The sequence below is a fragment of the Caldicellulosiruptor obsidiansis OB47 genome (genome assembly GCF_000145215.1).
Lineage (GTDB): Bacteria > Bacillota > Thermoanaerobacteria > Caldicellulosiruptorales > Caldicellulosiruptoraceae > Caldicellulosiruptor > Caldicellulosiruptor obsidiansis.
In genome coordinates, this window is record NC_014392.1 from 2,053,798 (window position 1) to 2,072,158 (window position 18,361).

The 18,361-nt window shown below is 35.2% G+C and carries 12 protein-coding genes; 1 reads left to right on the top strand and 11 read right to left on the bottom strand.

What is annotated here, in order from left to right:
• Positions 1 to 35: 35 nt before the first annotated feature.
• Positions 36 to 5,405: an Ig-like domain-containing protein gene (locus tag COB47_RS09520; protein WP_013291166.1), complete on the bottom strand. Its 5,370-nt coding sequence runs from the start codon at positions 5,403 to 5,405 to the stop codon at positions 36 to 38.
• A 136-nt stretch (positions 5,406 to 5,541) separates the two neighbouring features.
• Between COB47_RS09520 and COB47_RS09525 the strand changes: the two genes are divergently transcribed.
• Entirely contained in the window at positions 5,542 to 6,663 is a 1,122-nt protein-coding gene (locus tag COB47_RS09525; protein ID WP_013291167.1) for a hypothetical protein, read from the top strand.
• 482 nt (positions 6,664 to 7,145) lie between these two features.
• On the opposite strand, the gene speD is transcribed toward COB47_RS09525, so the two are convergent.
• The 10 genes from speD to COB47_RS09575 all read right to left on the bottom strand — a co-directional run bounded on the left by speD (position 7,146) and on the right by COB47_RS09575 (position 18,319).
• Positions 7,146 to 7,520, bottom strand: coding sequence for an adenosylmethionine decarboxylase (gene speD, locus COB47_RS09530; RefSeq protein ID WP_011916845.1), 375 nt, complete (start codon positions 7,518 to 7,520; stop codon positions 7,146 to 7,148).
• 183 nt (positions 7,521 to 7,703) lie between these two features.
• Positions 7,704 to 8,504: a Cof-type HAD-IIB family hydrolase gene (locus COB47_RS09535; protein WP_013291168.1), complete on the bottom strand. Its 801-nt coding sequence runs from the start codon at positions 8,502 to 8,504 to the stop codon at positions 7,704 to 7,706.
• A 123-nt stretch (positions 8,505 to 8,627) separates the two neighbouring features.
• Positions 8,628 to 9,902: a DUF1015 domain-containing protein gene (locus COB47_RS09540; RefSeq protein ID WP_013291169.1), complete on the bottom strand. Its 1,275-nt coding sequence runs from the start codon at positions 9,900 to 9,902 to the stop codon at positions 8,628 to 8,630.
• 56 nt (positions 9,903 to 9,958) lie between these two features.
• Positions 9,959 to 11,554 carry a phosphoglycerate dehydrogenase gene (serA, locus tag COB47_RS09545; RefSeq protein WP_013291170.1) on the bottom strand — a complete coding sequence of 532 codons (1,596 nt, stop codon included), beginning with the start codon at positions 11,552 to 11,554 and terminating at the stop codon, positions 9,959 to 9,961.
• Positions 11,555 to 11,558: 4 nt separating this feature from the next.
• Positions 11,559 to 12,719 (bottom strand): pyridoxal-phosphate-dependent aminotransferase family protein, encoded by a 1,161-nt coding sequence (locus tag COB47_RS09550; RefSeq protein WP_013291171.1) that lies wholly within the window; start codon positions 12,717 to 12,719, stop codon positions 11,559 to 11,561.
• Between the two features lie 222 nt (positions 12,720 to 12,941).
• Entirely contained in the window at positions 12,942 to 13,412 is a 471-nt protein-coding gene (locus tag COB47_RS09555) for a CD1247 N-terminal domain-containing protein (protein ID WP_013291172.1), read from the bottom strand.
• 103 nt (positions 13,413 to 13,515) lie between these two features.
• Positions 13,516 to 14,073: an elongation factor P gene (efp, locus tag COB47_RS09560; RefSeq protein WP_013291173.1), complete on the bottom strand. Its 558-nt coding sequence runs from the start codon at positions 14,071 to 14,073 to the stop codon at positions 13,516 to 13,518.
• 67 nt (positions 14,074 to 14,140) lie between these two features.
• Positions 14,141 to 15,856, bottom strand: coding sequence for an Rne/Rng family ribonuclease (locus tag COB47_RS09565; RefSeq protein WP_013291174.1), 1,716 nt, complete (start codon positions 15,854 to 15,856; stop codon positions 14,141 to 14,143).
• Positions 15,856 to 16,491, bottom strand: coding sequence for a TIGR03936 family radical SAM-associated protein (locus COB47_RS09570; protein WP_013291175.1), 636 nt, complete (start codon positions 16,489 to 16,491; stop codon positions 15,856 to 15,858). The genes COB47_RS09565 and COB47_RS09570 overlap by 1 nt, the downstream gene beginning before the upstream one ends.
• Positions 16,478 to 18,319 (bottom strand): TIGR03960 family B12-binding radical SAM protein, encoded by a 1,842-nt coding sequence (locus COB47_RS09575; protein ID WP_013291176.1) that lies wholly within the window; start codon positions 18,317 to 18,319, stop codon positions 16,478 to 16,480. The genes COB47_RS09570 and COB47_RS09575 overlap by 14 nt, the downstream gene beginning before the upstream one ends.
• Between the last annotated feature and the right edge of the window lie 42 nt (positions 18,320 to 18,361).

The window sequence follows — 18,361 nt, forward strand, 5'->3', positions numbered from 1 at the left end:
CCATGTTTTCACAGCAACTTCCTCATTTCCTCTAATCATTCTCTATTATAATCATACTTTTTCTTCAAATGGTCCTTTGCATCCCACAGCCCCAAAAACCTCACATCGTGGACATTCAACCCCGCTCTTTTAAATATCGATTCATAAAGACCACCTTCCCCAAATAAACTCTGTGGAAATATGTGGTGAACTTGATATGCCTTGTTTGCCAAATCCTTTATGTTATCTATACCCAGATATTTATACAAACAATCTCGATAGTTGGATTCTTTGAAAGCACTCACACCCAGCGACTTTGCCAGCTCATCGCTGCTATTTATAAAATATACTAAATCTTCTTTATTTTTTATCTCTCTTGTATTTTTAAAAATCACAACCAGTCTTCTTTCGGCATTCTCCAACCCCTCGTGAATGCTCAAATAAACTGCCTCTCTGCCATACTCTTCTGATAATTCCATCAGTTTTTTGTAATGTGAGTCTATATAGATATTTAATCCTTGGGTAAAAAATTCGCCTATCTTATTATACAGTCTTCCTGCCGCTGATATTTCAGAATTCGACAATTTCCTGCAAATTTTTTCGGCAAACTCAGGTGAATATTTCGCAACAGAGTCCCTGAATTCTTTACTTGAATTTTTCTCTATTTCATCCAAATATTTAAGCCACTTTTCAATATCATCTGCTCTTCTTATATCATTAGCATTTAAAGTTAAAAACAGTAACCTTTCAACTTTCTCGATACCTGGAATCTCTTCGCCAGTTATGATGTCTTCGCCTGCTAATATTTCTATGATATCTTTAATACCACAAGGATCTAATAATCCTAAAATAGCTGAAAATAGAGTTTCGCTTGTTGATGCTCCCTCAAATTTTACGATAGGCTCTATGGTTTCTAAAAACCGTGTATGTCTATCTACAATAACCTTAGGATTTACTTGGCGCAAAATTGAGCAATATTTGTGCCCTTCAAATACACAATCATTTATAAATACTATTGTTTTGTGATAATAAGCATGTATTCCAATGCTATTGTTTCTAAATGCACAGGATAAAAATAGAATGTTTTTTGAGCCTCTTTGCAGTGTTCTAAATGCCGGTTCATCTTTGCTGTTATTGCAGTTTTCGAATATACATTCATCAAACCTCAAATTTGCATCCTTGCTGTCAACTATAACAGGGGCACTATAAAATATGCTCTTATTTATCCTGACAGGTTTGATATTTGCGCAAAGCCACAGCCCGGCTGTTGAGCAGCTATGGAATGTGGTATTTGAAATCAAAAGCTGGGAACCCTGCGGAGAACAAACCGGGCTTACATATACACCCGTCTTCACATTCTTAAGTGTGCAACCATCTATCTTAACATATCCCTTGTGTCCTATGCTTAAAAAACCCGCAAATGAAGAAAGCTCTATATTCGTAATTTCGCATCTGGGTTGGTTACCACACTCCATTGGGGCTACTACCGCAAAAATGGTCATTCTTGAAGTATATTCTCTAATTGCTTTGAGTGTATTGGACTTTGATGAATTATTTGGATTTCCTATTTTCACATAAGTTTTTTTGTTAGGTCCACCTATTTTTAAAGAGCCGTAAACTTTAAACAATTCAGGGTATTTGCTGTTAACATAAATAGTTGAGCCCTCACAAATTATTAACTCTTCATCCGGTTCAATCAGAAGTTTTTCATCATTTCTTGAGCAAAAAACTATGTTTTTATTCAACATTGTAACTTTGCTTCTTTTTCTGGAATTATTTAAAGTTTTCTGCTTTTTGTAAAGAGAGTATGTTGTTGTTAAGATTACATCCTCAACTGTGTTTCTTTTCACATAAAGCGGAAGCTCTTCTCTTAAATAGAGGAGTGCTTCTTCATAGTCACATCCCCACAAAGTTGTTTCAGTGTTAGGATCAAAAGCTTCATCACCAGGAAATAGATAAAACTCAATACTATCACTCAAACCATCTTCATCGCTATCAACAACAACCGGATTTGTCCCTGCTTCTATTTCCTCAAGATCGCTCAAAAGGTCGCAGTCGGTATCATAATCGATAGGAGATGTTTTGTATTTAAGTACCTCATCGTAATCTGAAAGTCCATCCTCATCACTATCAACTTTGGTAGGATAGCTTACAAAATCCCAAATTTCTAAATTTTCCAGCAATCCACCCCATGGAAGTTCCAGTGTTATTTTCTGGGAGTTCTTTGGCTCCTCAGAGTCAGCAAGTCCATCTCCATCAGTGTCGGTAACACTGTCGTTTAAATCTGGAGCTTTTTTAAGTTTGATTATATCCAGATTGGACAAAACAATCCAGCTGCCATCATTGACATATTGGTTTGCTAAATCAATTAACTTTTCAAGTGTTGAAGAAAAGTCAGAATAGATGTCTGCAAAAATACCTTTTGTTTGGCTGGAAAAAGCAAAATACAATTCTTCAAACGACGTAGGACTTACAACTGAAACAATAATATTATCACTTTTGAGTCTTTCTATTATCTCATCTGCTGACTTTATTCCAAACCTGTTCTCAAGCTTATAGTTGGCATCTGTTAAAACAACTATGAATTTTGTGCTGTTTTCTCTAAAGCCAAGCAACCTTGCAGTTTCAAGAGTATCAATCAGTGTCTCAGGTGTATCGCCACCACCATCAACTTTTATACTGCCGAGTGCATTTTTGAAGTCATCTGCTGATGAGAAAAATCCATGACCTACTGTTGAATTTGGACCATCACATGTTATATCTTTGTATGTTACAAGCCCCAAATTTACACTAATATCTTTTGTTTTTAGCTTATCTACAAAATTGTTAATGTTTTGCTTGACAGCATCTATTTCGTCTGACATTGAACCTGTTGTGTCTATAACAAACACAATATCAGCCTGCCCGGAAGGTGAAACAGTCCCACTTTTTAAACCAGTGATGTCTAAATATTTCTTAAGATTTATAAGATAGTATACACTGAAATGATTTGTTTCAACAGTAATAGTTTTTGAACTCTCATTATATGTTGCCTTTGGTAAGCTAAACTTGCCGCCTTTGGTATCATAGCACACAACCGCAAAATGGCTCAGCTGATCTCCCTCTAAAACAGTGTCATTTAACCTAAATTGAAGCTGGGCTACTTCAAACGGTTCAAAACATTCAATTTTAACAGGTTCTCCTACTATAAAGCCATTTGCAAAAAATGTGGATGAATTATAAACTTTTTGGACAACAACACTGTTGACTATTTCACCCTTTGCTTTTATCTTGAGTCCAAAGACAACCTGTTCATTTTGATTAACACTTCTTAGCCTTTCGCCTGACACAACTTGGTAGATACTTTCTTCTCCATCAATCACGCCATTGCCGTCACTGTCTTTGCTAAGTGGATTTAAACCACTATCTACTTCTGTTTTATCAAACAAACCATCTTCGTCAGTATCTACTTTTATTGGATTTGTTTTTGAGATAAATATTTCATCATAATCACTAATTCCATCAAAATCTGTGTCTGCAAAAATTGGAGATGTAAAAGTTTTTTCTTCAGACAAATTATCAAGCTTATCATTGTCAAAATCTTCTTTGGAATCAATAATGCCATCACTGTCAGAATCAGAAATGAGTGGGTCTGTTTTCAAAATTTCAAGTTCAAAATAATCACTCAGTCCGTCATTATCAGAATCCTTAGAAAGTGGATTTGTGCCAAGCTCTGCTTCATAACTATCTTCAAGCCCATCTCGGTCACTATCCTGCACTTTGGAGTTCAAACCCTGCATGCTCTCTTTCTTGTCATTTATGCCATCAAAATCGCTGTCGAGGTTGCGAACATCTACTATTTCTTCGTTTGAATGACTCTCTCCAAAGCTGTTGTAAGCATACACCACGTAATAATATCTGCCATCTTCATAACATGTTGTATCTACAAAACTTGTATTTTTTGTCTTTGCTATTTCTTTGTAATTCTCTTCAGTTTCTGCTTTTCTCTTTACAACATAATATTCAGCATTGCAAACTTCATCCCATTCAAGATAAACATCTCCATAGACACTGTCTGCCATAAGAACAAATGGATAAGGATACTTGTCGTGGACAGCAATCCTGCAAACATCAAAACTTCCTGTCTCAGGCAGATTTGCCTTAACCCTTGTCTCTCCTACTGAAACTCCTTTTACATTGCCCTGTGAGTCCACCTCAGCAATATCAGGATTTAAGCTAATCCACTCAATCTTGCCTTTATACCCTACAGGTTCAATTATATATTCTATCTTTCTGCTTTTGCCAATCTCTACATCCAAACGAGTCTTTGCAAAAGAAATCTGATATGGCACACCAGACTCTACAACAGTGACTTTACATACAGCCTTATATCCTCCATCCTTAGTTTGTGCAATTATATTTGTGGTTCCGGCTGCAACTCCTGTTACCATACCTTTTTGGTCTACTTCGGCAATTGAAGGGTTTTCGCTGCTAAAAATTACTTCTTGATTATCCGCCCACTCTGGAATAACTTTAGCAAATAAATATAAACTCTCACCTATTTCAATTTCCATTTCCTTCGGCTCTAAGCTGATGCTACAAACTTTTTTTGAGAATATCTGTATGTAATTTAAAACTGTTTTTGAATTACCGTGAAAAGATGTGCTGAGTGTAAGGTATTCATCATTTAAAATTACTTTCTTTTTTATCTGCTGAAATTCACCTCTTTTGAGTTTCAAATTTAAACAGAATTCCTGCCCTTCCACAATAACTGTGTTACATGTGTCCTTATTTGCACTCCCCACACTTATTACAACATCATAATCTCCATTGGGAAGTTTTATCTGCCATTTATTGTTATATTCTAATATCACGCCGGTACAAACAAGAGGGTCTTTGCAAGCATTATCCCTGAAGGTTTTCGCCTTCTTTTCAAATCCAAAATCAAGCCCGAATTGATTTGAAAAAACTTCACCACTGTCTGGTATAAAACCTTTTGTTAAAATATTATTTTGTCCTTTTATATACGGCTGAAAATTAATAGATATAAGAGAAGAGTTAAAATCTAAATTTGCAGCCTCTTTGTAAGCTATAGCCCTTTTTTCTTTTCCCGAAATGTTTTTTATCTCCCAAATCACCCTGTCACCAGTAAATAATGTTGAAAAAGCAGTTGCATGTTTCCTCGGTTCAAATCTGTAAATACAGGCACCTCTTTTGATATCGCCAAATAGTTTAGAGTGCCCTTTCGGAAGCATTATTGTACTCTTATTCGGATTTTCATATCCCCATGTTGCTTTATACTGGTTATTGTCAAGCCTCTCAACTTTTGTCACAAATATTGAAATGTCTTTTAGAACTTTATCTGAATACGAAAAAGCTTGATAGGAAAGAAAAATTGAAATTAAAAAAGACAAAAGCATAACAAAAGATATTACTCTTTTTGGCATCCTCTATAGCCCACTATTTTTTTAATTTTATAACATCATATCCAGTTTATTTTTGTAAATATAGCTTGAAACAAATTAAAACTTAAGGTATGATAAAAATATGTAAATATTCGAAAGAGGTGAAAATAAATAATACATGCTTTTTGATGTTTTCTTCCAAAAATATGTTGAGGTTTTATCTGGGAAAAAATATAATAACGGTTTGTTCTATGTTGAGTTTCTTGAAAAAGAAATAGAAAATACTCAGCTGGAAATTTACCAAAAAGTATATTACGGTTCTGTAAATAAAGTTTTAGGATATTACATTCCTGACAAGCAGATAGGTTTTTTAAGAATTAAAATTGAAGCAGTTTTGCAGTTAATGCTTGAAATTTTAAAACTTGTTTACCAAAATGGTTTCACAATAAGTTCAGAAAAAGAACTTGCCCAAGTTGTTTATATTATTTTAAAAACCATTTATTCTCGCTTCGAATTTTACCACTTCTGCGATGTCTTTGCCAGAATAGATAACTGTAGTCGAATATGGCAGAAAGAAGAAGCTTTTGCTATTGCTTATTCTTATAATTTGATTATGGAAGAGAAAAAGAGTATTAAATTTCTGAAAAGAATGAACAAAAATCTTTTTGAATTTTTAATTGACAAGCTGTTCAATTACAGACCTGTAGAAAGCAATTACGACTGGTATGGATATACTAACAAAAATACTTTTGACAGTGCTTTCAGAAATTATATATATAGTAACAATCCGCATGCAAAAACAGTTGCAGTTAATTTATTTTTCCCTGATTCCTTTTATGGTTTATGTGCCGGTATGAGAAGAAAACGAATAGAAATATGGAGCCCTAATGAAGTCTTTTTACTTGCTTGTAAAGAAATTAACAAAGCTTTGAAAGAATCCCCAGTGACCTTTGAAATTTCTTATTTGAATATGTTACTTAAAGAGTTTGCTCGTTCTTATCTGGGTGAAAACATGTTTAAATGGCAAGATGAAGGATTTATTATTGATAAAAAGAACGGTTATTTAATTATCGACCCTGCTTCGACTGCTCTTTATTTTCAACTTCCAATTGAGATATTTAACAAGGTTAAATATGATAGTTTCTGTTATGCGAGAGCAAGAGTAGACTTAAATAGTGAAGAAGTGAAAGACAGTAAATATCTTTATTTTGTATTTATGTTAATACTAAAAGCTTCCACTCTGCACCATATCAAAGTATTGTCACACAGTCTTTATGAAGCTGAAAAAAAGGAAACATAAAAATAGAGAATAAGAAAATTATTTACTTTTTGAAGTATTAATATTTGAATTTGATTTTATTGGTACAATTTAATATTGTTAAATGTCATTTTGTTCTGCAATTAGAGGAAATTGACAGGTGTTAATAGTTAAACGAAATTAAAAACTTTGGACAATACCTCTGTTTCTTGAAAAGTAGTTTGCTGTTGATGTCATGTTTTTTTCATTTTCGACACTTTAAGTTTTCAGAATTCAAAGTTTAGTAAATCCAAAAAAATGGTGCACAGAAAATCTTCTCTGTGCACCAAAATATTTTTATTTAAGTAAAGGGGGTCTTTCTGTTAAATATTGTTCCCTTTTTGTATTCTTTCATACATCAAAAACCTCAAAATGTAACACAATTTAAACAAGGTGTATCCTCCTTATAGAATTCCAAGTTCCACATCCCTTCAAAACTTTAACAATACATTACCTTCTATACCATCAACAAAAAGGAGGTATTATTACAGGTTTGCTACCTTGACAGGTTGTTCGAACAAACCTCTTTTTACCTCTGTAGTTGTCATGTGGCTTGCTTTGAGCATCTCTGTGATGTAGTTGCAAGCTTGCCATGGATCAACTCTCTCGCCACATGTAAATACATCAACTGCTGCATAGCCAAGCTCTGGCCATGTGTGAATTGTCAGGTGTGACTCAGAAATTACAACAACACCACTTACACCCTGTGGTGAAAACTTATGAAACGCAACCTCTCTTACCTCTGCACCTGCTTTGAGCGCTGACTCTACCATTATCTTCTCAATCAGTTCGCGATTGTTGAGCACTTCTTTGTCACACCCGTAAAGTTCTGCTATTATGTGCCTGCCCAATGCGTGCATCTTCTCTACCTCCTTCTTGGAATTTACTCTTTTCAAGTAACAGAATTTATTTTAGCAGATTTGTCTCAAAAGTCAATATATTTTTTAAAAAATATCATTTTCCTTTAAATTTTTAAATTAGCCCTCGTTTTCTTATTAATTTATCAGTTTTTCTTCTTCTTATGCTATTATATGATTGAAACTTTAAAACTGGACATTGAATACTTTTTCAACTGCTTCAGCAAACCCGCTTTCATCACAGCTTGCTACTTCAAAATCAGCAGCATTTTTTAAACTTTCTGTGGCATTTTCAACAGCAACACCAACACCTGCATATTCAATCATTGAAATATCATTGTCACCATCACCTATTGCCATAACCTCTTCTCTTTTTAAACCATAGTACTCTGCCAAAAACTTCAAAGCATTTCCTTTTGAGACGTTAATATTTGTAAATTCCAAGAAAAAAGGCTTTGAAAACATTATGTTGAACTTCTCTGAAAACTCCTTGGGAAGCCTTTCTTTCAAAACTTTCAGCCTCTCATGATCATCAAAAAACAAAACCTTTGTAACAGGCTTGTCTATAAATTCAAGAAAGTTTTCAACCTTGTGGGGTTCAAGCTTTGTAAGGTTTTTGTAATACTCTGTCTTTTCGTTCATCACCTCAACATACCATATATTATCAATGTAAATGTGAACATGAATACCCTCATCTTTTGCCAGCATCACAAGTTGTTTTGCGTCTTCGGGTTGGATTTCACAACCGTAAAGCTTTTGGTCATTTTTAGGGTCATACACAAGTGCGCCCTGGTATGTTATCATAGGATAAAAATTCTGAAGCTTAAATGCCACCTTTTTCACAGATGGATAGGGTCTTCCTGATGCTAATATCAAAATTATGCCATTTTGCCTTAAAAATTCTATAGCTTTAAGATTTTTCTTGGTCACTGTCAAATCCTTTGACAAAAGTGTATCGTCAAGGTCTGTGGCAACAAGCTTTATCATCCCTCATAATTTCTCCCTTCTTTATTCATACATAAAATACAAAAAACGGTTTGGATATTGAAACCCAAACTAATATGCTCAGGCACCAATATCCAAACCCTTAGTATTTTCAAAAGTTATTGCTTACTTTTGATGAACAAATATTACATTACCTGTCATGAGTTTTGGATAAAAGTAGGTAGACTTTTGAGGCATTTTTTCACCGCTCAAAGACACTTCTTTTAACTCTTCAACAAGTGTTGGGTTGAGAATAAATCCGTATTTAGCTCCTTTATTTACAATTTCAATCAATTCTTTGTCCGACTTTGTGTATTTTAGATTTCTTTGATATAGTATATCCTCGTCTGTAATTTCCAATATTCTATTTAAAATCAGCTTCTGCAGAACAACAACATCAAGGTTTTTGTATGCTCGGCTTCCTTCCACATCCTTTAGGGCATTTTCGGGGTCTTTTAGTGTTATCAAATAAAAGTTTTTGTTGTATGTGTAAACTAAAAATGCATATTTCTTTTTCTCTTCCAGCTTTCTCTTTAAAACATCGTATTCACCAGTTTCAATATCAAAATCCATTTTCAGCTTTTCAACAAAAATATCCTCTTCAATGCTTGAAGAAAGCACAATCCTGTGCGTCGGCAAAATCACAATTCCCTCATCTTCTAAGGCAGTGAGTGTTATCATTATGTAGTTGTAATCTGCATCCTGTCTTATGCCTTCCTTTTGCTGCATCTCTTTTTTGAACTCAAGGGCAGTTTCATACCTGTGATGACCATCTGCGATAAATATCTTCTTGTCACTAAATAGTTTTTTCAACTCTTCTATAATCTTACCATCAGAGACAACCCACATTTTTTCGTATGTGCCAATACCATTGTAAGCAACATCTTCTTTTCTCGATTTAATTAGGTCCAGAATGCTCTTTACATCTTTTGTTTTGTCCTCATAAAGCCCAAATATACTGCTTATATTTGCTCTTGTATGTCTCAAAAGCTCAAGCCTTTCCTGTTTAGGCTTTGAAAGTGTAAACTCATGAGGAATTACAATTCCCTTTTCAAACTCAACAAGCTCAAGAAGTACTATCAAGCCTGTTCTTTTATATTTTTTGCCTTCAACTTCAAACTCCTGTTCAATAACATATACACTCTCTTGAGGATCAAATTTCAAAACACCATTTTGAATCCATGTATTTAAATACTCTTTGGCCCTTGTAAACTTGTTATTATTTTCATCATCATCTTCAAACTCTTTACCAAACTCCACTCTTATGATGTTATATTCGCTCTTTTTATAAAGCTCTTCTCTCTCATCCTCAGAAATTATATCATAAGGTGGACAGATACACCTGTCAAGTTCAATCTCAGGTGAATACCGCAAACCTCTAAAACCTTTAATGTTAGCCATCTTATACCATAACCCTCTCCATTTTGTAATTTTGTAGCTTTTTTAAAATGCAACTCTTACAGTTTTGCCATTGTAACTCTCAAAATGCCATCTGTATTCTTAAGTTTTTCCACAGCCTCATCAGGCAAAGCACCATCAACCTCGCATACCATAACAGCTTTTTCACCTTTTTTGTTGCGCGAAACCTGCATTGTAGCAATGTTAATTCCATACTCCCCAACAATGGTACCAATCTTACCAATCATGCCAGGTTTGTCTATGTTCTGGATAAGGAGCATGTATTTTTCTGGTTTGAAATCAACCTTGTAGCCAAAGAAATCTATGATTCTACCCTCGTTGTTATAAACCGTTCCAGAAAGTTCTAAAACCTTTTCGCTTGTAGTAAACCTTGCAGTTATCATGTTTTTGAACTTTCCGCTCTCTTCTTTTTTACTTTCAATTACTTCAATTCCCTGTTCTTTTGCCAAAAGCTGTGAATTTACATAGTTGACAGTATCCTGTACTGAAAATTCAAGATATCCTTTTAAAAGCGCTCGTGTGAGCCAAGTTGTTGTTTTTTCATCTATCTGGCCACTGTAGACAATTTCTATTTTGTTAGCAAAAGTTCTCTCTGCCTGGATAAAAATCTTGCCCATTGCCTCAGCAAGCTCCAAATATGGCATAATCTCTTCAAGTCTTTCCTTTTCAAACGCAGGTAGATTGACAGCATTCTTAGCAATACCGCCCTTGAGCACCGCCGCAACCTCTCTTGCAACAGACACAGCCACATTTACCTGCGCTTCCTGTGTAGACGCACCAAGATGAGGTGTGATTACTACATTGTCAAGCTCTAAAAGCGGGTTGTAGTAGTCCTGTTTTTCAAGCTCAAAATTCGGTTCTTTTTCAAGAACGTCAAGTGCTGCTGCTGCAACTATACCCTCTTTTATTGCATTGTAAAGGTCATTTTCGTTTATGACACCGCCGCGCGCACAGTTTACAATTCTGACACCTTTTTTCATCTTTTTAAACTCTTTCTCCGAAATGAGGTTATATGTCTCTTTTGTCTTTGGTGTGTGAATAGTAATAAGGTCAGACTCCTTCAATAGTGTGTCAAAGTCAACCTTTTCAACACCGTATTTTTTGAACTTTTCGTCAGAAACGTATGGATCATATGCAATGACTCTCATTCCACAAGCTTTGAGCCTTTCAGCAACAAGCGCTCCAATCTTGCCAAATCCGATAATTCCGGCTGTCTTTTCGTAAAGTTCAACACCCTTGAACTTATTTCTTCTAAAATCGCCCTGTTTGCAAGACATGTACGCCTGTGGGATGTACCTAAATATGCTAAATATAAGACCAATTGTGAGCTCGGCAGCTGCCATTATGTTACCATCCGGAGCATTAACAACAATAATACCATGTTTTGTCGCGCTTTCTACATCCACATTGTCAATACCAACACCAGCTCTTGCAATGACTTTCAAGTTCTTACCACATTTTATCATCTCTTCATTTACTTTTGTTGAACTTCTGACAATTAGAGCGTCATATTCTCCTATTATATTGCAAATCTCCTCGTGAGTCAGTCCTATTTTTTCGTCAACTTCTATACCCTCGTTTTTTAAAATTTCTATACCTTCCTTTGCAATCCTCTCAGTAACTAACACCTTCATTTATCTACCTTACCTCCTTAGCAATTTCCTGAAGAACTGCTTTTGTAGCCTCTCCAACTTCAAAGTTTCTATAGCCTACTTCTAAAAGGGCAAGTTCAAAACACTCTATGGTCTTTAAAAGATCAAACTCATCCACATACCCCATATGACCAATTCTTATTATCTTTCCTTTGAGTGTTGCCTGTCCTCCTGTTACCATTATATCATATTTCTGATTCATTATCTTTCTTACCTTTTCTATATCCACACCCTCTGGTGACTTTATTGCAGTTATAACTGCAGATGAGTATTCTTTCTTTGACAGAAGTTCTAAATTGAGTTTTTCAGCCGCAAGCTGGGTAAGATGCGCAAGACGTGTGTGACGTTTAAAATTGTTTTCAAGACCATAATCTAAAATAAGTTTCAGACCTACATCAACAGCCCTAATTAATGTAACAGCCGGTGTGAACGGAGTGTCCTGGCTTTCTTTTAAAAGGTTATCCTGATACTTTTTAAAGTCCCAGTAAAACTTTTTAAGTTTTGATGTTTTATAAAACTCCCATGCTTTTTCTGACACAGAAACAAAAGCAAGTCCTGGCGGGGACATTAAGGCTTTCTGAGAGCCAGTTACAACAACGTCAACGCCCCACTCATCAGTCTTCAAATCAATTGCACCAAGTGAGCTTACCGCATCGACAATTAAAATCTTGTCTGTATTTTTGAGATACCTTGCAAGCTTTTCAATAGGATTTGTAACACCTGTAGATGTCTCGTTATGAGTTATAAATACACCTTTTATGTCCTTATTAGACTCAATTATCTCAATTACCTCATCAATATTCGCAACATCACCATAAGAATACTTCTTTTCTATTACATTAAGACCAAACGTCTTGCATATGTTTATAAACCTATCACCAAAGACGCCCACTGACACACATAGAACTGTATCGCCTTCTGAAAAGAAATTTACAGCGCTTGCCTCCATTGCACCTGTACCAGACGCTGCAAATGTAAGAACATTGTTCTTTGTCTGGAACACCTTTTTTAAGTTTTCATTTACTCTTGAAAAGATCTCACCAAACTCTTTTGTACGATGGTGAATAATCTGCTGTGACATGGCAGAGATAACCTCAGGTGGAAGCGGAGTTGGACCAGGTGTCATCAAAAGTTTTGGCTTTCTCATACTTAAACTCTACCCCTTTCAAGCAAACTCAATTTATTTTAAGTTGATTATATCTAATGTATCAGAGAATGTCAATAATTTGACAATCTTATTATTATACATTTTAAACATATAAAAATAGAATGTCTTTGTCTATTTAAAACAACTCCTTGCAACAAAAATTGGTAATATAAACAAAAAGCCGGCAAGGAGCACCGGCCAAAACCTTCTTTGGCAGAATCTTTATTTATCTTTTTTGTTATCATCGCCCTCTTCATCATCATATTCATAATCGTCTTCTTCGTCATCAAACTCGCTTTCAAGCTCATCAAGATATATTACCTCATTGCAGTTTGGACATTCAATTTCGTCTTCGTTTAAGTATTCATCTTCCTCTAAATAAAATGTCACTTTACAGTTTGGGCAGGTTACTTCTATCAAGTCCTCGTCATCTTCCTCATCATAATAGTCATCATAATCCTCGTCATAGCTCTCATATACTTCGTCTTCTAACTTTTCCAAATCCTCATCAATTGAATCAACAACATCTTCAAGCTCTGCCTGCTTGACATCAAGCTCGTTTATTGCATCTGCAAATTCGTCAAGCACATCAATGATGCTCAGAAGAAGCCTGCCTTCTTTTGAATTCTCATTTACTCCCAAACCCTCTGCAAGTCCTCTTAAGTACGCAACCTTTTCATACAAATTTTCCATAAAAGTATCCTCCTACAATACAGAATAACCTTGTCTATACATAATATTTACCCATAAAAATCACTTTATACACACAGCATATAAATGAAAAATGTCAAATCACTTACACTCGTGACAGATACTCTTCTGTTGATGTGTCAATCTTAATTTTATCGCCAACATTGATGAAAAGCGGAACCTGAATTACAGCACCTGTTTCAACCTTTGCAGGCTTGGTTGCACCTGTCTGAGTATCACCTTTAAACCCTGGTTCTGTGTCAATTACCTCAAGTTCAACAAATCTTGGCGGTTCAACACCAAATACAACTCCATTGTGAGAGAGTACTGTAACCGTCATATTTTCTTTTACAAACTTGAGTGCATCGCCAACCATTTCTTGATTTAATGCAATTTGCTCATATGTCTGAGTGTCCATGAAATAATAAAGTTCTCCATCGTTGTAAAGATACTGCATTTCTCTTCTTTCAATGTGAGCAAGAGGCATTCTCTCATCTGGTCTGAATGTCTTTTCAATCACAGCTCCTGTCTTTATGTTTTTGAGTTTTGTTCTTACAAAAGCCGCACCTTTGCCAGGTTTTACATGCAAAAATTCAACAACCTGAAATATCTGCCCATCATATTCTATCGTTAATCCTCTTCGAAAATCGCCTGCCTCAACCATCAGCTTCCCTCCGATTTAAAATTTTGCTCTTCTATTTTATCAAAAAAACATATTTTTTTCAACCAAATTAAAACTCTTTTACATCCTCTTTATCAACCTCATATATATCCAAAATTTTTCCTTTTGAAAGTGTTCCGTACACTTTTTCCACCTTTGCATAGATATATTTGCCAATAAGGTCAGAAGCATTATCGAACTCTATTTTATTCTGATTTACATATCCGATTGCATTTTTCGGATTGAACCTATCTTCCTCCTCAACAAACGCTAAAACCTCATCCCCTTCGCAAAGCCATCCACACAGTGCCATGTAATGATCCTCATCCTTGATAGGACATATGGTAAACTTATTTATATGAATATTTGAAGAAGCTTTAACATAGATTTTCTTTTTGTACTTCTGCTCAAGCTCCTTTATCCTGTCAATTTCACCCTTTCTCAAAATCTCACATACTTTTGTGTTCACCTCAACAAAAAACTTATCTTCCACCTTGTTTTTGCAATACCACTCAATCTCTTTCAGCACTTTAAACGCAACACTTTCCGGAGATAAAATCTTGCCTGTACCCTCACAGTAAGGACAGCTTGACTGCATCACACAAGAAAGTCTTTGTCTTACCTTTTTCCTTGTCATCTCAACAAGCCCAAGAGGCGTTATGTCAACAACCACTGTTTTTGTCTTGTCTCTCTTAAGAGCTTCTTTCAAAGCGTCTAAAACTATCTTCTGGTGCTCTGGATTTTTCATGTCGATAAAGTCGATTATAATTATTCCACCAATGTCTCTAAGCCTCAGCTGCCTTGCAATCTCCTGTGCAGCTTCAAGGTTTGTCTTTAAAATTGTCTCTGCAACATCAGTTTTGCCAACATACTTTCCTGTGTTGACGTCAATGACTGTCAACGCCTCTGTCTCATCTATTACTATATACCCACCACTTTTTAGCCACACTCTTTTAGAGAGAGCTTTTGCAAGCTTTTGCTCTATCTGAAAATATTCAAAAATATTTGTTGCAAGATTAAAATACTCAACTTTGCTCTTCAAACTCGGTGCATAAGAAGACAAAAATTCTATTATTTTGTTATACTTTTTCCTATCGTTTATAACAAACCTGTCAACCTGGTTGGTAAATAAATCTCTGACAGCTTTGAACACAAGGTCGTAGTCTTTATAAAGAAGCACAGGTGCGCTCTGGCAGCTTTTTAGTCTTATTTTCTTCCACACATTCATTAGAAACTCAAGTTCACTTTTCAATATCTCCTCACTTTTACCTTCCGCTGCTGTCCTGATTATCAGACCCATTCCCTCTGGTTTTAATCTGCATGCTATCTCTTTGAGTCTTTGTCTTTCATCCTCAACCTCAATCCTTTTTGATACACCGACATATTCTGTATTCGGCAACAAAACCAAGTATCTTCCGGGTAACGTTATATTTGTAGTTACCCTCGGACCTTTCTGGTCATAGCCCTCCTTTATTACTTGCACAACTATCTCCTGACCACATCTCAATGCAAGCGGATTTGTTTTTATCTCATAATACTCATCAGTATCCCCAAACTCAAGCCTGTTAACATCACCAAGATACAAAAAAGCGTTTTTCTCCTGACCTATATTGACAAAAGCTGCATCCATACCCGGAAGTATGTTTTCAACAACCCCTTTGTAAATATTTCCTACTATACTTTGGCTGTCTTCTCTTTCGATGTAAATCTCAACAAGTTCTTTGTCTTCCAACACAGCAACTCTGGTCTGATTAAAACTAACATCTACTATAATTTCACTTTGCATTATATCACCCTTTTATAGTTAACTTTTTCTCTTTCAACCCTCACAATCTTACATTCAATATTATACTCCTGTGAAAATTCTCTTAATATATCTTCTGGTTTTACATAGCTCCCATTTACAACATTTATATGAAAATCTATTCTTGTATTCTCATCCATTTTTTCACATTTATAGCTCAAAAGAAAATCGAAAATCCTCTTTATTGTTACTTTACCTTCCTTCACTTTTTTTATAACAGGACTTTTTTTCATGAACTCATCAAAGTACTTGCAAAATTCTTCCTCTGCTTCAACAAAACATTGATAATACATATCGCTTACTTGTATTTTATCAGTAGCCAGCTCAACTTTCAACATTTTTAATCCTTCTGGCAAGATTCTGTTGAAATTTTTAATAATATCCTCGCCAAGTTCCTGCTCGCATTCAACTTCAAACATCTCTTCTTTAGAACAAAGCCCAACTGGCATTGGAAGAATAAAAACTATTTTGGGGTGTGGGTTGAATCCCTGTGTAAATTTAAGTTTTATATCCAACCTCCTGAATAACCTTTCAAATAACCTTGTCATATCAAGATGAGATATAAATGCTGCAGGTAAATCACGCGAAAAATAAAATCTATATCTATTTGTCAACACAAATTCCCCCTCGAAAAGAAGCTACACCGCAACCTGTACATCTATCAAAACATGAACTTGTAGTTTTTCGTTCATATGCTAAAAGACATTCCTTCTTTAAAAACTCTTTTGTAACTCCTGTGTCTATAATATCCCAAGGTAATATCTCTTCAAAATCTCTTTTTCGGTCAGAATAAAATCTCCAGTCGATATCTTCCAGCCAAAATACCTTTTCCCATCTTGAAAAGTCAAAAAATTCACCCCAGTCGTCAAATTGACAACCAAGATCAACCGCTCTTTTAATTACTCTTGAAAGTCTTCTATCACCTCTCGAAAGTACCGCTTCAAGCTTGCTAAGATAAAAGTCATGCCAACTGTACTCAACATCCTTTACTCTTTTTAAATTCTCCTTTAAAAGCTTCATCTTTCTTTGCATACTTTCAATACTATCCTGCGCCTCCCACTGAAATGGCGTGTGAGGTTTTGGTACAAAAAAGGATATTGACACTGTTATTCTAACCTTCTTTTTAAGCCCAATATCTTTGTAAATCTCCCTTATATTCTTTGCTATTGTATATATCCCAAGAACATCTTCGTCTTCTTCAAGAGGAAGACCAAGCATAAAATAGAGTTTTATGTTCTGAAATCCTCTTTCGAACGCAAGCTTGACTGTGGAGTATATATCCTCTTCTTTTATGTTTTTATTTATAACATCTCTGAGCCTCTGCGTTCCAGCTTCTGGTGCAAATGTTAGTGTAGGTTTTCTCACCTTTTCAACCTCTTTTAAAAGATCTAAAGAGGTCGAATCAAGTCTTAAAGAGGGAAGAGATATATTCACTTTTTTATCTTCAGCAAACTTCAAAATCTCTCTTGCAAGATCATCTATATTGGGATAATCACTTGTACTCAAAGACACAAGTGATATCTCATTACACCCACAATTTTCAACAAGCTCTTTTGCATACTGTACAACTTTCTCAGCACTTCTGAACCTGACCGGTCTGTATATTATACCTGCCTGGCAAAACCTGCACCCTCTTGCACATCCCCTGAAAATTTCTAATGTTATTCTGTCATGGACAATTTCTATAAGAGGGGTTATCATCTTTGTTGGAAAATAACTTGTGTCCAAATCTTTTACAATTCTTTTTCTTACTTTACTAGGTACATTTTCTGATATAGGAGTTACAGATTTTATAGTGCCATCGGGATTATACTCTACATCATAAAGCGAAGGAACATAACATCCTTCAATACCTGCACATTCGTGTAAAAACTCTTCTTTTGTCATGTTAGAAAATTTATATTTTTTATAAAGGTCAATAATCTCCAAAATGACCTCTTCACCTTCACCAATCACAAATACATCTATAAACTCCCAAAGAGGTTCTGGATTATATGTGCATGGACCTCCTGCAATCACAATTGGCATTCCCTTTTCTCTTTTTTTACTCTCAAGAGGAAGACCACAAAGATGAAGCATTTTCAAAACATTTGTATAACTCATTTCATATGAAAGAGAAAAACCTATTATATCAAACTCATCAAGTTCAGTAAAAGTCTCAAGTGAAAATAATTTCATCCCCTCTTTCTGCATTTTCTTTTGCATATCAATCCACGGCATAAAAGCCCTCTCACAGTAAACATCTTCTCTTTCATTCAAAAGATGATATAAAATTTTAAGCCCCAAATTAGACATACCAATTTCATACACATCAGGGAAGCAAATTACAAACCTGACATCAACCTTCTCAGGATCTTTCTTTACTATGTTTATTTCGTTGCCAATATATCTTCCCGGTTTTTCAACATCATATAGCAGCTTAAATACCTTGTCTTTTACAACCACCTCTGTATTTCACCTCTTCTTTTATATAAAATACAATAAGCT

Bases quoted from the DNA above. Each gene is read 5' to 3' on its own strand.
- speD (WP_011916845.1), bottom strand. From the start codon at position 7,520: ATGCACGCATTGGGCAGGCACATAATAGCAGAACTTTACGGGTGTGAC.
- COB47_RS09535 (WP_013291168.1), bottom strand. From the start codon at position 8,504: ATGATAAAGCTTGTTGCCACAGACCTTGACGATACACTTTTGTCAAAG.
- COB47_RS09520 (WP_013291166.1), bottom strand. From the start codon at position 5,405: ATGCCAAAAAGAGTAATATCTTTTGTTATGCTTTTGTCTTTTTTAATT.
- serA (WP_013291170.1), bottom strand. From the start codon at position 11,554: ATGAAGGTGTTAGTTACTGAGAGGATTGCAAAGGAAGGTATAGAAATT.
- COB47_RS09540 (WP_013291169.1), bottom strand. From the start codon at position 9,902: ATGGCTAACATTAAAGGTTTTAGAGGTTTGCGGTATTCACCTGAGATT.
- COB47_RS09565 (WP_013291174.1), bottom strand. From the start codon at position 15,856: ATGCAAAGTGAAATTATAGTAGATGTTAGTTTTAATCAGACCAGAGTT.
- COB47_RS09550 (WP_013291171.1), bottom strand. From the start codon at position 12,719: ATGAGAAAGCCAAAACTTTTGATGACACCTGGTCCAACTCCGCTTCCA.
- COB47_RS09555 (WP_013291172.1), bottom strand. From the start codon at position 13,412: ATGGAAAATTTGTATGAAAAGGTTGCGTACTTAAGAGGACTTGCAGAG.
- efp (WP_013291173.1), bottom strand. From the start codon at position 14,073: ATGGTTGAGGCAGGCGATTTTCGAAGAGGATTAACGATAGAATATGAT.
- COB47_RS09525 (WP_013291167.1), top strand. From the start codon at position 5,542: ATGCTTTTTGATGTTTTCTTCCAAAAATATGTTGAGGTTTTATCTGGG.